The sequence below is a fragment of the Blastopirellula sp. J2-11 genome (assembly GCF_024584705.1).
In the GTDB taxonomy this organism is placed as follows: domain Bacteria; phylum Planctomycetota; class Planctomycetia; order Pirellulales; family Pirellulaceae; genus Blastopirellula.
This window is the reverse complement of sequence record NZ_CP097384.1, coordinates 1,555,625-1,569,265: the sequence shown is the minus strand read 5'-3', so window position 1 is coordinate 1,569,265 and position 13,641 is coordinate 1,555,625. Positions and strand designations below refer to the sequence as shown.

At 58.6% G+C, this 13,641-nt stretch carries 9 protein-coding genes; 6 read left to right on the top strand and 3 right to left on the bottom strand.

Annotation, left to right across the window (positions count from 1 at the left end):
- Positions 1-31 precede the first annotated feature (31 nt).
- Together M4951_RS06495 and M4951_RS06490 are read left to right on the top strand one after the other, a co-directional pair.
- The gene (locus tag M4951_RS06495) at positions 32-658 is read left to right on the top strand and encodes a pilus assembly protein TadG-related protein (protein WP_262025670.1); all 627 of its coding nucleotides are present in this window, start codon (positions 32-34) and stop codon (positions 656-658) included.
- A 554-nt stretch (positions 659-1,212) separates the two neighbouring features.
- Entirely contained in the window at positions 1,213-2,745 is a 1,533-nt protein-coding gene (locus M4951_RS06490) for an ammonium transporter (protein WP_262025669.1), read from the top strand.
- A 120-nt stretch (positions 2,746-2,865) separates the two neighbouring features.
- Here M4951_RS06490 and M4951_RS06485 read toward each other — a convergent pair whose 3' ends face one another.
- Positions 2,866-3,123 carry a hypothetical protein gene (locus tag M4951_RS06485; protein ID WP_262025668.1) on the bottom strand — a complete coding sequence of 86 codons (258 nt, stop codon included), beginning with the start codon at positions 3,121-3,123 and terminating at the stop codon, positions 2,866-2,868.
- Positions 3,124-3,217: 94 nt separating this feature from the next.
- Here M4951_RS06485 and M4951_RS06480 point away from each other — a divergent pair, with 94 nt between their 5' ends.
- The 3 genes from M4951_RS06480 to M4951_RS06470 all read left to right on the top strand — a co-directional run bounded on the left by M4951_RS06480 (position 3,218) and on the right by M4951_RS06470 (position 7,746).
- Positions 3,218-3,862 carry an RsmD family RNA methyltransferase gene (locus tag M4951_RS06480; protein WP_262025667.1) on the top strand — a complete coding sequence of 215 codons (645 nt, stop codon included), beginning with the start codon at positions 3,218-3,220 and terminating at the stop codon, positions 3,860-3,862.
- 156 nt (positions 3,863-4,018) lie between these two features.
- Positions 4,019-6,688 (top strand): hypothetical protein, encoded by a 2,670-nt coding sequence (locus tag M4951_RS06475; protein WP_262025666.1) that lies wholly within the window; start codon positions 4,019-4,021, stop codon positions 6,686-6,688.
- A gap of 170 nt (positions 6,689-6,858) precedes the next feature.
- Positions 6,859-7,746, top strand: a complete 888-nt coding sequence (locus tag M4951_RS06470; protein ID WP_262025665.1) for a diacylglycerol/lipid kinase family protein — start codon at positions 6,859-6,861, stop codon at positions 7,744-7,746.
- A 25-nt stretch (positions 7,747-7,771) separates the two neighbouring features.
- Here the strand turns inward: M4951_RS06470 and M4951_RS06465 are convergent, their stop codons facing one another.
- Positions 7,772-10,714 carry an FAD-binding and (Fe-S)-binding domain-containing protein gene (locus tag M4951_RS06465; RefSeq protein WP_262025664.1) on the bottom strand — a complete coding sequence of 981 codons (2,943 nt, stop codon included), beginning with the start codon at positions 10,712-10,714 and terminating at the stop codon, positions 7,772-7,774.
- 792 nt (positions 10,715-11,506) lie between these two features.
- Here M4951_RS06465 and M4951_RS06460 point away from each other — a divergent pair.
- Positions 11,507-11,995, top strand: a complete 489-nt coding sequence (locus M4951_RS06460) for a hypothetical protein (protein WP_262025663.1) — start codon at positions 11,507-11,509, stop codon at positions 11,993-11,995.
- Between the two features lie 63 nt (positions 11,996-12,058).
- Here the strand turns inward: M4951_RS06460 and trpE are convergent, their stop codons facing one another.
- Positions 12,059-13,558: an anthranilate synthase component I gene (trpE, locus tag M4951_RS06455; protein WP_262025662.1), complete on the bottom strand. Its 1,500-nt coding sequence runs from the start codon at positions 13,556-13,558 to the stop codon at positions 12,059-12,061.
- Positions 13,559-13,641 lie beyond the last annotated feature (83 nt).

Here is a 13,641-nt window from a genome sequence, read left to right as displayed (position 1 = left end):
TCCCTGCTTTCGCTTGTTGATTAAACCGGTCATGCAGCGCAAAAATCATCAACGCCGATCCATCACGCGACGTTCGCGTCGCGGAGTCTCGGTATTGTGGCTGATTGTCATCATGCCGTTAGCATTAACGGGATTGATCTTCACGATCGAAACTGGCCGCTTATGGCTAGCTCGCGCTGAAGTAGAAGATGCGCTGGAAGCAGCCGCTCTGGCGGGAGTTATCGAATGGGATCAGACGCTTGAGGTCAATAATCAAATTTCGACGCAGATCCCTCGTCAAATGGCCGCCGAGATGGCCGAATCGAATACGGTGCAAGGGATCAATTTTGCGTTTTCAGATCCCGATCTCAACTACCTGCCGTATGAAGTCGGCCAAATCCAAACGCACTTGAACGGCAATAAGCAGGCGAGCGGTGAATTAATTTTTGGCGCGATTACGCAAACTCAGCCGACCGTCATCTTCGATCCCGAGGCGAACCCGCTGCTTCCCACTTACTATCGCGCCGTCCTGGCCCGGTCGGCTTTTCAGATCCCCAGCCAATGTAGCTTGGGCGGGTTCTCGCTCGGCCCTTTTACCATTCAGTCCGAGACCGTTGCGATGATTGATGAAGCGGGGCGAGCTCGCATCGTCCGCATCGACGCGATCGCTACTCCTTAGCACCTGTTTTTCGAGGTGCGCCCTCTTTGGCGCCGAAAGCAGCCTAGACCTGTGCTGCGGCGACGATGCTTGGTTTCTCCCTCATCGGGGAATCCCCGCAGCCATTTTGCGCTTCTGGCTGCATAGAGCGTTCTGGAAATCGTTCTGCCTCTAATCGGGGTAAACGGCCCGTTGCGGTCCGTTCATCTTCCATCACCGGACCGAATGCCGCGATTGAGGCGGCCGATTGCTAAGAGATCGCGCAGAGTCCATGCGCATGATCGCAGCAAAGTGACCAACTGGCGCAAAATCTTTCTGGTTTATGAACAAACCGTCATCGGCTGCAACTTCTTCTCACTACACGGTTTGTCGCTCTTTGCGCTAATTTCTCACCCTTTTTCACAAATGGCGCCAGCACCGCGTGGCACGACGGTTGCTTTTCCACCCGATCGTGCACGTGTGGTTCGTTTTTCTGGCGGTTGCCCGAGAAGGCAAACATGAAAAGCGGGCCTAAAAAAAATTTGGCCCTGGCAATAGAGGCTGACTGTTTTCACTCCTACTTAAGGTAATGGCCCATGTTGAGCTCCCTCTCCCTTAACCCGAAATTATGGTGCACCCTTTGTGCACTGGCGGTTGCGATGGTAGTCGCCGCCCCGCTGCGAGCGCAAGACGGCGCCGCGACGGAAGAAGCTGCCGATGGTGCTCCTGCTGCTGAAATGGCGGCGGAAGAAGAAGTCGAAGAAGCGGAAGCGCCTCCGACGATTGAATCGCTGAGTGCTGATCTCGCCGCCTTCCAAGGCGATGTCGATACTCTCTGGACCTGCTTGGCTGCGTTCCTCGTCTTCTTTATGCAAGCTGGTTTCGCGTTGGTCGAGTGTGGTTTCACTCGTGCGAAAAACGCCTGTAACATCATCATGAAAAACTTGATGGACTTTTCCGTCGGGTCGTTGGTGTTCTGGCTGGTCGGCTTCGGTTTGATGTTCGGCACGACCAACGGTTTCTGCGGCACGACGCTGTTCTTCTTTGACGGCGCCAGCGAAGCGGCTTTAGAAGCGAACTCGAACGTCGGCTTTAACTGGGCCTTCTTGATCTTCCAAACCGTGTTCGCCGCGACGGCTGCTACGATCGTCTCGGGCGCCATGGCGGAACGAACCAAATTCGTCTCGTATCTCTGCTACTCGTTCCTGATCATCCTCATTGTTTACCCGATCTTCGGCAGCTGGTGCTGGGGTGGTTTGTATGCTGGCGGCGGCTGGCTCGAAGGAATGGGTTTCCTTGACTTCGCTGGTTCGACGGTTGTTCACTCGGTGGGTGGTTGGGCCGCTTTGGCCGGCGCCATCGTTATCGGTCCGCGTATCGGCAAGTACACCGCCGATGGCAAGATCAAGCCGATTCCGGGTCATAACATCCCGTTGGCCGCACTCGGCGTCTTCATCCTGTGGTTGGGATGGTTTGGGTTTAACCCGGGCAGCACGACCGCGGTTGGCGGCGGCAGCTTCGCTTACATCGCTGTCACGACCAACTTGTCGGCTGCCGCTGGCGCGATCAGCGCCTTGGCCGTCTCGTGGATCATGTTCAAAAAGCCTGACACCTCGTTCGCTTTGAACGGCGCTTTGGCTGGTCTGGTCGGCATCACCGCCGGCTGCGATATCATGTCGCCGATGTTCGCCGCTGTGACCGGCTTGGTTGCTGGCGTTCTCGTCGTCTTCTCCTGCGTCTTCTTTGATAAGATCAAAGTCGACGATCCGGTCGGCGCCGTTTCGGTGCACGGCGTTTGCGGAGCGTGGGGAACGTTGGCGATTGGTCTGTGGGCCGGCGATGTCGGCATCCTGACCGGTGGCGGATCCGCTCAGCTGATCACGCAAGCGATCGGCGTTGCGGCTGGCTTTGGTTGGGCCTTCGGCACCAGCTTGGTGATCTTCCTCTTGCTGAAATTCACGATCGGACTTCGCGTTCCGGCTGAAGAAGAAATCAAGGGCTTGGACATCACCGAACACGGGATGTACGCCTACCCGCCGCACTTGGTCTCGGAATCGCTCGGCGGCACGCCCAGCGGCAGCCCGGCCACTTCGCCTTCGACTTCGGGAGCCGTGACTCACGGCGCCTAATGAGAAATGTCATGGCGAGCCTGGCTAGATAGTCAGGCTCGCCTTTCGATGATACTTCGGCCTTTGCCTGGGCCAGAAGTTCGACCCCAATGGCCTGTAAGGGTGTTCCGCCTCGCCCTTTCAGGCCGGGGTTTTTTCTTGGCGACACTGATCCAGCTTTTTCGCCGCCCCCGCCGATTTCCAGCCGCGCCACAGGATCGAGACAAAACAAATCGCCGTCGTTGCTGCTCCTCCAAACGCGAAGAGAGGCCACTGCATCATCAGCCCAACCAACATCAGCAGCGTCGCCCCATTGCCGATCGCAACCGACAAAATCTGGGCGCGCCGATGGCGCTGAATCTGCTTTTCTAGTTCGCTGGCCTGATCCGAGTCGCTCATGAGGTTTCGTCTGGTCAGATCTGGTTGACGACGACCCGCAATTCTGGTCGTCTGGACAGATTATTCCGATGTCCAAACGATTGATTGTAGCGGAATGCCTAGCCGTCCTGGGAAACCGAAATCGAACCCGCGTTCTTCCGATAAAGAGCCGCGACTCGATGCGCCGATCCGCATTATCGGTGGCGACTTCAAAAACAAAAAGCTCGTCTATTCAGGCGACGAATTAACCCGCCCTATGAAACAGCGCGTTCGCGCCGCTGTCTTCAATCTGATCGGGCCGGCGATTAAAGGAAAATATGCGATCGACCTGTTCGCCGGGACTGGCGCACTCGGGATCGAAGCGCTGAGCCGCCGAGCCGTGGGAGCGACGTTTATCGAACGTCACATTCCGACCTCCAAACTCGTCCGGCAGAATCTCGACGATCTTGGTCTTAGCGATCGCGCGCAGCTGTTCGCCGCCAACACCTTCTTCTGGGCTCGGCGTCTACCCAAGTTTGACGATACGCCGTGGGTCGTGTTTTGCAGCCCGCCGTACGAACTGTTCATCAGTCAGGCGGACGAAATGCTGGCGCTGATCAACGCGATGCTAGCGGCCGCCCCCCCGGACAGCATCTTTGTGGTCGAGTCGGACCAGCGTTTCGACTTTGCTAGCCTGCCCCATGCCGAAGCATGGGATGTGCGCGAGTACGCGCCGGCGGTAGTGGGAATCTTGCGCGATTTAGGCGAGTTGACCAGCTAGCGTCGCGCCAATTTCACTTCCTCTGTGAAAATTCCCCGCCACACAGTATTGTTTGCGCGAATCGGATTGCACTACGCGGGCAGAGAATCCGATTTTAGGGTTACGTCCCTTTTCGGGCTCGCAGCGGACAGGCCACTTCTCAAGGGGCATACCAAGGTGACTTCTAGGCGGAACCCGCAAATCCTTCATCCAGCCTATTGGGCTTACGGCGTATTACTGTTGGGGCTGAGCGCAGCATCCCCCTGGCTCTGGCAGCAATCCGAAACGCCTAGCCATGACAGCCGCTTGGCCGAAGCGAAACCGGCTGCGCAGGTTCGTCCAGCAGCGCCCAACGCCGCCGAATCGCCCACGCCGCCCCCAGGCGAACCGACTCCAGCCGCCGTTCCCACGCTGGCCAAGGGAGAACCGACACTGGCGCAAAGGCCAACTCCAGCCCAAGGGGAACCGACCCTCGCCAAACGCCCCGAGCAGCTCGCCGCGAACGGCCCCACGCTTGCTGATCCCCGTTCTCGCCCGCAGCAAGCCGAAATTGCGCCGCGTGTCGAAAAGCAGTTCTCACTCGATCTAACGCCGCCGCTCCCGACCGATTCGCCATCCGAGCCGCCGGCCGAACAAGCGATGCTAGCGAGTCCGGCGCCTCGTACGGATATTCCCGATCCCGTTCTCCCTTCGTTGCCACGCGCCTCGGCGATGGTTCGTCCAGAAGAAGCGCCCGATCGTACGCGGCTCATCATCTCTGACCCAATTCTGTCGAGTGAGCCGCTGGCCGAAGTCTGGCCGCCGACACCTCAGTTGAAAGCTTTGGCCAAACGAGTTGCGTTTCATCCCGAATGCGAAGCTTGGGCCGCGCGACTGAATACAGAGCTGAATCAGTTGGAAGGGATCCCGCTCGCTTCTAGCGATGCGACCAACATTCTTGATAACTTGGTCGTGATTCACAACGATGCTTCGACGTTGGCCAATCAGTTGGGCTATTCGTGGAAGCGGACCGACATGCTGCAAGTCGGCTTCGCGCTGCAGCGACGCTTGGCGATCTGGAGGCCGCTGCATGCCTGTGCGAAATCTGGCGCCGCCGTCGAACCTACTCCGCTTGATCCGCACCAGATGGCGACGCCGCTTAACGCAATCGAAGATGAGCTACGAACCGGCGGCGAACTACTGAGTTGGAGCGACTTCCTCCTGCTCGACCACATTCGTGACGCGATGTCGCTTGGCTATCCCGAACTGGAACGTCGCACGTTGGCTCGCAAAGTCCTTCGTCGCCTGAAATCGCCCGATCTTAATACCGCGCAACAACAACTCATTACCCGACCGGCGTTCGCTCCGTTCCAACAAGAGTTGACGGTCTGGGCGGCGGAAGATGTCTCGCTGGCGACGGCACTGATTCAAATGGAACAGTTTGAAACGACCTTGTCGTCGACCGACGCGATTCGTTTGGCCGACTCGTGTCAATCGCTCAGCTACAGTTCGGACGCTGGCCTGACGGCTTTGGCCGTTTTGATCGATCAGCACTATCGCAACGCTAATTGTCGGATCGCGGTCAACGCCTCATTTATGGACGCCCTGTTGCCGCAGATGGAGCCGGCCGAACAAGATGTGGATGACACGATCCTGGGGAATCGCGTTCAAGGGCGAAGTCGCCGCGAAACCGAACTGAAAATCCGCCTATCCCCGGATCCGGTTCAATGGCGCGTGCAATTGGATGTCTACGGCGTTGTCGACAGTAACACCTCCAGCAGTTCCGGCCCGGTGACCGTCTTCAATCATGGTCGCTCCCATTATCAGGCTTCCAAACAGCTGGTCGTCAATCCGCTCGGTTTTTGGGTGTCGCCGGCGATCGCATCGGCGCAAACCACCACCGGTATCAACGGCCTGCGAACCGACTACGACGAAGTGCCGCTGCTTGGATCGATCGTCCGCTCGGTCGCCCGCAACCAATCCGAAGCGAAGCAGCTCGAAGCTCGCCGCGTGGTCGAACACAAAGTGGAACAAAACGCAACGCAACAACTCGACGCAGGACTCAACGAAAAGGTCGAGCTCTGGCAAGATAAACTGCTCAACCTGGCGGTAGATCCCCTGCGCACGATGGGACTTTCCCCTGCCGTCGTCGATTTAAACACGACCAACGATCAGCTAGTGGGGCGTTTCCGCATCGCTGGCGACTTGCAGCTCGCCGCCCATACGCCGCGCCCGGTCGCTTTTGCAGACTCTGCCTTTAGCATGCAACTGCATGAATCAACGCTGAACAACAGCGTCCGACAATTGAAACTGGCCGGTCGGCGCTACCGCTTGGACGATGTCGTTCGCCAAATCGAAGGACGCTTGCCGCAATCCGACGGCAGCTTGCTCGACCAGATTCCCGAAGGCGTCGAAGTCGTCTTCGCCGATGAGAATCCGATCGAAATCCGCATCTATGACGGCAAGGTCGAAATGTCGCTTGCATTGGCCGAACTTGCCAACGGCGATCGCGTCTATCGCAACTTTCGCGTCATCGTCGCCTATTCTCCCCAAATCACCGGCCTGCGAGCCGAATTGGTCCGCGAAGGCACGATCAAACTAGACGGGTCGGAACTCGGCTTCGGCGGTCAGATCGCGCTCCGCGCCGTCTTCGCCAAGGTCTTCTCGAAGCAACGGTCACTGCCGATCATCCCTCCGCAAGTTGCTGACGACTCTCGACTGCAATCGTTTGAGCTGAGCCAGTTGGCCCTCTACGACGGTTGGGTCGCTCTGGCGATCAGTCCGAAAGCGGCGGTTGCCGCAGAATCGGCGGACGAGCCGAAAATTCGGGTTGGCCAAGGGGCGATCTTGCAGAAGATCTTCCATTAAACGGCGTTGATCGTGCGACGATCAACCAACCTTTCCGACGATCGCTCGAAGCTTACGCCGGCTTGAATGAGAGGCTGCTTTTTCCGAGCAATCCGCCTGTTCTCGATTTGGCGCCAGATCTGCTCTAGGATGGGGATCCGCTGTTCCATCCCCATCCGTAGGCACCACCGATGCGCCGTTACGTCGTCATCTGGAATCGAAACGCTCGTCAAGGCGCCGTCGCCGAAGAAGCGAAGACCGAACTTTTAACCCTCGCCGGCGATTCGTTTCACGAAACCGAATCCTTCGAAGAGGCTTGCCGCTGTCTCGATCAGGTCACCGATAGCGATCTGGTCATCGTCGCCGGCGGAGATGGTGGAATCAGCGGCATGATCCATCACCTGCATTCAGGGGACGTCCGACCGACTTTGGCCGTCGTACCGCTAGGCACCGGCAACGACTTCGTGCGCTCTCTCGGCTATGCGCCCGATCCCACGGCGGCGATCGCCGCGATCCGGGCCAATCAGACCGCGAACGTCGACGTGGTGAAGCTGGAATATGACAATCAGTCGAAATGGTTCATCAACGTCGCGGCCGGCGGTAATCAGCGCAAAGTCGAAGACCGCGTCAGCGATGAGGTAAAACAGTTCTGGGGGCCCTTCGCCTATGCACGCGGCAGTCTGGAAGCGCTCCCCGAGCTCGAAAAGTACCCGCTTCGCCTGACGTTGGATAACGACGCGCCGTTGGAGTTGGAACTCTGGACGCTCACGATCGCCAATGGCCGAACCGTCGGCGGAGGCGTCGAAATCGCCCCCCAAGCGAAGCTCAACAACGGGCTCCTGGAAGTGACCGGACTGCTCGGCGAAAGCCTGATCGATCTTGGTTCGATCGCCGCCAGTTTTTTGCAAGGCAACTACCTTGATCACGAGTCGGTCTTCTACCGCCGAGCCGCCCAAATCAGACTAAGCAGCGAGAAAGAGTTCGAGTTCTCCGTCGATGGTGAGATGATAACCGGCCACGAATTCACCTTCACCACCCTGCCCCACGCGCAACCGATGATCGTGGGACCAGAGTTTTGAAGCGGCGCCGCCATGCGTCGCTCGATCATCCTAGCGACGCCGCATCAGGCCGCGTCAATTCTTCCAGCAGAAACAGCACCGATCGATAATCGGCGCCGGTCGCCTGGTTCATGCCGATCTCGCAAGTTCGATTGCTTGATACATAGCCGTCGAACTCGCGATGGTCCAACTCGGCCGCTTGTTCCGCGGTCGCGGCCTTGGTCAGTTCTGGATGCAATAACCCTCGATCGCCCGCGAAACCGCAGCAGGTTGCGTGAATCGGCACGACGGTCTCCAGCGCCAAGGCTCCACAGAGAGCGCGTAACTTTTCTCCCAATCCCAGATGCTGCGTCGCACAGGTAGGATGGACGGCGACCGAGCCGACCGGCTTGGCGATCTGCAATCGGGGCAATAAAAAGTCGTGGGCCCAGTCGATTGAATCGAGCAGCGAGAGTTGAGCGTGTCGCTCACGATTCTCCGGAGTCAGATACTCGAGAATCTCGCTGGCGATCCCCAACGTACAGGAGGACGCGTCGCAGACAATCGGCAGCCGGCCAGCGTCGCTCCAGCGCCAGAGACTCTCCACAATCTTGTTGGCCATGAATGCGTTTCCCTCTTCATATCCCTTCGAGTGCCAGACCGTCGCGCAGCAGTTCCCCCAGATGTCGCGGGGAATATAAACCGGCATTCCGGCGCGTGCCGATACGGCGACCATCGCTTCGGCCAGACTGGGCGCCGGCTTCGCGTCAGGCGAGTCGCCGAAGATCCGATTGACGCAGGCCATAAAGTAAACCGCCGTCGCGTTTGCAGGATCGGTCTTGGGCAGCTTCGTATCGGCCGCCGCCGGTAGATTCGGCAACCAAGCTGGCGCCAGGTCGTTGCTGACGATGGCCCGTGATGCGCCCGTGATCGCTTTGGCGGGCCACTCGCCCAGCGTACTTGCCGACAACTGATTCACACGCAGCGCCGTCCGCGAGATGCTCTCGACCGTCGACCAGTTCTCCGCCGCTTTTTTGGCCACGTATTCTTGCGTCGCCGTATGCTCTTGGCGGCGAAACTCTTTCATCAGATTGCCGGTGTTGATGTTCACCGGACAAGCGATCGCACAAACGCCGTCGCCAGCGCAGGTTTCAATCGCTTCGTACTCGTAGTCGCGCAGCAGCGCCAGCGTCACCGGCGAGTCGGCCGGTTGCCGCATCATTTCGCGCCGCAAAATAATCCGCTGTCGCGGCGTTGTCGACAGATTACGGCTCGGACAAACCGGCTCGCAGTAACCGCATTCGACGCAGCGATCGACTTCGTCTTCAACGATCGGCGTCGTGTGCAGATTTTGCAGATGCGATGCGATGTCTTCCGACAACAGCACGCCTGGTGAGAGAATCCCGTCGGGATCGGTCAGCCGCTTCAGCTTCCACATCAGCCCAGTCAGCTTCGGCCCCCATTCGCGCACTACAAACGGCGCCACGTTGCGGCCGGTGCCGTGTTCGGCTTTGAGGGAGCCGTCGTATTTGTCAACGACCAGGGCCACTACATCGGCCATGAATGCGTCATAGCGATCGACATCGGTCTGCGTGTTGAGCGACGGCGTGATCAAAAAGTGCAGATTGCCGGCCGACGCATGCCCAAACACAAAACCTTCGTAACCATGCTGGGCGAGCAGCTGTTGCAGATCGATTGCGCCATCCGCAAGACGATCTTTGGGAAAGCAGACATCTTCGAGAATGAGCGAAGTGCCGGGGGGACGCGATCCGCCCACCGACGGCAATAGGCCGTTGCGCACGCTCCAGAACTGCGCCGCCAAACGACGATCGGTCGTAAACTCGGCCGGCTCGACCAGATCCAAACTGGCCAACACCCTATTGGCGGCCGACAGTGCGGCGTCACGCAGTTCGGCGGTGCTCTCGCGGAACTCGATCAACAGTCCAGTCGCCGATTCGCCAAGATCGCGCCAACGCTGCGGCACACCCGGCTTCCCTTCGACCGAACGAAGCGACGCGCGATCGGTCAATTCCACCGCCGCCGCGCCGGCTTCTACAAACGGAGCGACGGCCGCCGCCGCTGCGTACATGTCGGGAAAGATCAAAAAAGCAGTCAGACGCTGTTTGTCGTCCGGCACCGTCCGAAAGACCGCTTCAGCCAAGAAGGCGAGCGTCCCTTCCGATCCGATCAGCAGTCGTCGAAAAATCTCAAGCGGCGTGTCGGCGTCGAGGAACGACTCCATGTGATAGCCGGTCGTGTTTTTGATACTGAACTTGCGGCGGATCCGTTCGACCAAGGGAGCGTCCGCTTCGATTTCGCGTTTGATCTCCAACAGACCAGCGGCAAGCTCTGGCGCCGCACTCACAAAGTCCTCGACCGCAGTTGGCGCCGCCGTGTCGATCAAATGCCCCGTCGGCAGCAGGAACGTCAGCGACTCGATCGTTTGATACGAATTTTGGGCGGTGCCGCAGCACATGCCGCTTGAGTTATTCGCGACCACGCCGCCGATGGTGCAGACGCTGCCGCTCGCCGGATCTGGGCCCAAGCGATAACCGTGCGGCGCGAGCGCCAAGTTGGCGCGAAACAACACCGTACCAGGACGGACGCGCAGGCGACGGCCTTCTTCTTCGATGGTCCAACCGGCCCAATGACGGCGAGCTTCGATCAGGATGCCGTCTCCTTGCGCCTGACCACTGAGACTTGATCCCGAGGCGCGGATCGTGACCGGCAATTGCTTTCGCTTGGCGTAGGCGAAAATTTGCCGTACTTCCTCCACATGCCGCGGCAGCACAATCACCTTCGGAAACAATCGATAGGGACTCGCATCGCTGGCGTACTTGATCAAATCGATCGGCCGCGACAACACCTGATCGGCGCCCAGCATCTCGACCAGGTCATCACGCAGCCAAGCCGGCGAACCCTCGGCAATCTCGTCTGGCGCACGATCGGCCGTCGGCTGATGCCCCACGGGAAGAATGCGCAGCGGATCGGGTTGAAAGAGCTTTTTCATATCAAAGATGCTTTATCTAGTCGCGAAGCGGCGTTGGGCAGGATGAGGATTGATCGATGACTTGCGAGGGCGGTCGAGCAATTGTATCAAATCCCGGTCGGAGCCGACGTGCCGTCGCCTTGGACCGGACCGGACCGGTTTGTTTTTTTCGATCACTCCAAATACTTCCTGCACTGAGAGTCTGTTCCGGCCCATAGTCGCCTTTCGCTCCCGCGAAAGATGCGTAAGGCTGACGCTACTTTCGCGGGAGCGAAAGGCGACTATTTGTGCACATCGGACTGGACCGCTGAAGTTTACTTGCCAATAAATTACCTATTATTCCCGAATGTCAATCTGGGGAAACTTTTGTTGCGGCAGGCACGGCCTGTCCTACGGTTTAATCGGTTGGACTGGACCGCTCTCCGTTTTTTTGAGGCCTCGCCCATTTTGCCTGAGTGTCAATTTGGGCAATTTTGTACGGTGTGTCTGGACGCACCTGAACCTGCCAAGGACCTCAGTCCCCTCCCGCGTAGAAACGCAATTGCGCATCGATGCGATCCAAATCCCGGATGGATTCGACGCGACCAAGAGAAAACTTCCCTGTCGACTCTGCACTTCGTCTCCAACCGAGGCCGCCAGAAAACAGATGGCGTCGGCGACAGATCAGACGCCTGCAGCCCGCGCATGAGGAGTAGTATTATCGCAAAAAATCGAACCATAGAGCAACAGTCAATCTTTCCCGCCTGCTTGCCAATGGAGGCGAGAATGCCTGCCGTCTTTACGGATTTCTCCATCGACACATAAACTTGCCTTATGGACGAAGACGAAGAAACAATCGCTTATCACGAATCGGGACACGCGTTGATGGCAGTCCTGGTCGGCGCCCGCGTTCGCCGCTTGACCATCGAGCCCGAAAATGACGACGGGCCGCAGCGGTTTGGCGATGCGCAAATTGAATGGCGACTCTCGCTGTTCACCCCCAAGCAGCGCCAAGAGAAGATGGTGTTGGTCGCACTGGCCGGACCAGTCGCCGAGATGCTCTATAGCGGCGAGCCGTTTCATCCGGGTCATGTCGCCGAGTGGGCCCATGATTGGGCGGCGGCGTGGGAAGCGGCGACTCCGCTGTTCCGGGAAGAGAAAAAACGGCTCCGTTATCTGGAAGACGCGACGCGGCAACTCCATCAACTACTCGACGCCGAAAATCATTGGGCGGCGCTCGCCGCAATCGCCGACAATCTGGTCGCCCATGAGACCCTCGACGGCGAGCAGATCGAAGAGATTGTAGCCGGTTGGATCGGCTAATGCAGAAAGACGAAACCAACCAGCGTACGGTCATTCACAACCCCCGCTTTCCGCTTTTCTTCCTCACTTCCCCGCTCGCCGCTGCGTAATCTCAATCGCTTTCAGCAATCCCCGCGCTTTATTCAGCGTCTCTTGATATTCGCTGCTTGGGTCGCTGTCGACGACCATGCCGGCGCCGGCTTGAACGTAGGCGACGCCGTCTTGAATGACGATCGTTCGCAGCGCGATGCAGGTGTCCATGTTGCCGCTGTAGTCGATGTAGCCGACGGCGCCGGCATAGGGACCGCGACGGCGGGTTTCGAACTGATCGATGATTTCCATCGCGCGAACTTTGGGAGCGCCCGAGACCGTGCCGGCCGGCAAACAAGCGGCCAGCGCGTCGAACGCGTCGCAATCGTCGCGTAATTGTCCCGTGACATTCGAGGTGATGTGCATCACATGGCTATAGCGTTCGATCACCATCACGTCCGAGATCTCGACGCTGCGATACTGGGCGACGCGGCCCACGTCATTGCGGCCCAGATCGACCAGCATGACATGCTCGGCTCGTTCTTTGGGATCGGCCAGCAGTTCTTCGGCCAGCGCGTTATCTTCTTCTTCGTTCTTGCCGCGGGGACGCGTGCCCGCCAACGGTCGGACCGTGACGTGTCCGTCGACGACGCGAACCATGATCTCCGGCGAGCTGCCGACCAGCGTCGTCTCGGCGGTCCGTAGAAAGAACATGAACGGGCTCGGGTTCACGATTCTTAGCGTTCGATAAATCTCGAATGGATCGCAGCTGATCGCTGTTTGCAAGCGTTGACTGATCACAACCTGGAAGATATCGCCGGCGCGGATGTACTCGACGCAGCCGCGAACCGCGTTTTCAAATTCGTCTTGAGTAAAGTTTGACTCATACTTCAGCGTCACTGCGCCGCCGGTGTCGATATCGGTCGGCAGCAGCTGCGCGTCAAACGTGGCCAATTTGACGACGATGCGGTCGACTTCGCGGCAGGCCGTTTCCCATGTTTTTTTCAGCCCCGCTTCCTCTTTGGCGTCGCAGCGGGCTAGCACGATCACGTCGACCGTTTTGGCGACGTTGTCAAATACGACCAGTTGGTGATAAAAGCCGAACGAGAGATCAGGCAGCCCGCGATCATCTTCAGGGGCGTTGGGGAGATTTTCGACATAGCGAATCACGTCGTAGCCGGCGTATCCGATCGCTCCGCCGGTAAACGGAGGCAACCCATCCAGGTGGGCGACGCGCACATCCGCCAGGCGGCGGCGCAGCTCTTCTAGCGGGTTCTCGCACGTAAATTTTTCGATTTTGTCGCCGGTCGTGACGGTGACTTCACTACGTGTCGCAGCCAGATGATAGTCAGGCTCAAACCCGAGAAAACTGTAGCGGCCGATCTTTTCACCGCCGATCACGCTCTCGAACAAACAGGCCGGGCGCCCATCGTCGAGCTTGTGAAACGCCGAAACTGGAGTCAGCGAGTCGCTGATCAGCCGCCGAAAAACAGGGACCATATCATGGTCAGCGGCCAGTTTGGAAAATTGGGCGAAGTCAGGTGCGTGCGGCATCAGGTTTTCTGGCGGCGCTGGCGGCCGGGAAATGGTGATAGCAAAGTGACCAAACGGGCTGCGTCCAAGCCTAGCAAGGGGGC

Bases quoted from the DNA above. Each gene is read 5' to 3' on its own strand.
- M4951_RS06495 (WP_262025670.1), top strand. From the start codon at position 32: ATGCAGCGCAAAAATCATCAACGCCGATCCATCACGCGACGTTCGCGT.
- M4951_RS06490 (WP_262025669.1), top strand. From the start codon at position 1,213: ATGTTGAGCTCCCTCTCCCTTAACCCGAAATTATGGTGCACCCTTTGT.
- M4951_RS06485 (WP_262025668.1), bottom strand. From the start codon at position 3,123: ATGAGCGACTCGGATCAGGCCAGCGAACTAGAAAAGCAGATTCAGCGC.
- M4951_RS06480 (WP_262025667.1), top strand. From the start codon at position 3,218: ATGCCTAGCCGTCCTGGGAAACCGAAATCGAACCCGCGTTCTTCCGAT.
- M4951_RS06470 (WP_262025665.1), top strand. From the start codon at position 6,859: ATGCGCCGTTACGTCGTCATCTGGAATCGAAACGCTCGTCAAGGCGCC.
- M4951_RS06465 (WP_262025664.1), bottom strand. From the start codon at position 10,714: ATGAAAAAGCTCTTTCAACCCGATCCGCTGCGCATTCTTCCCGTGGGG.
- M4951_RS06460 (WP_262025663.1), top strand. From the start codon at position 11,507: ATGGACGAAGACGAAGAAACAATCGCTTATCACGAATCGGGACACGCG.
- trpE (WP_262025662.1), bottom strand. From the start codon at position 13,558: ATGCCGCACGCACCTGACTTCGCCCAATTTTCCAAACTGGCCGCTGAC.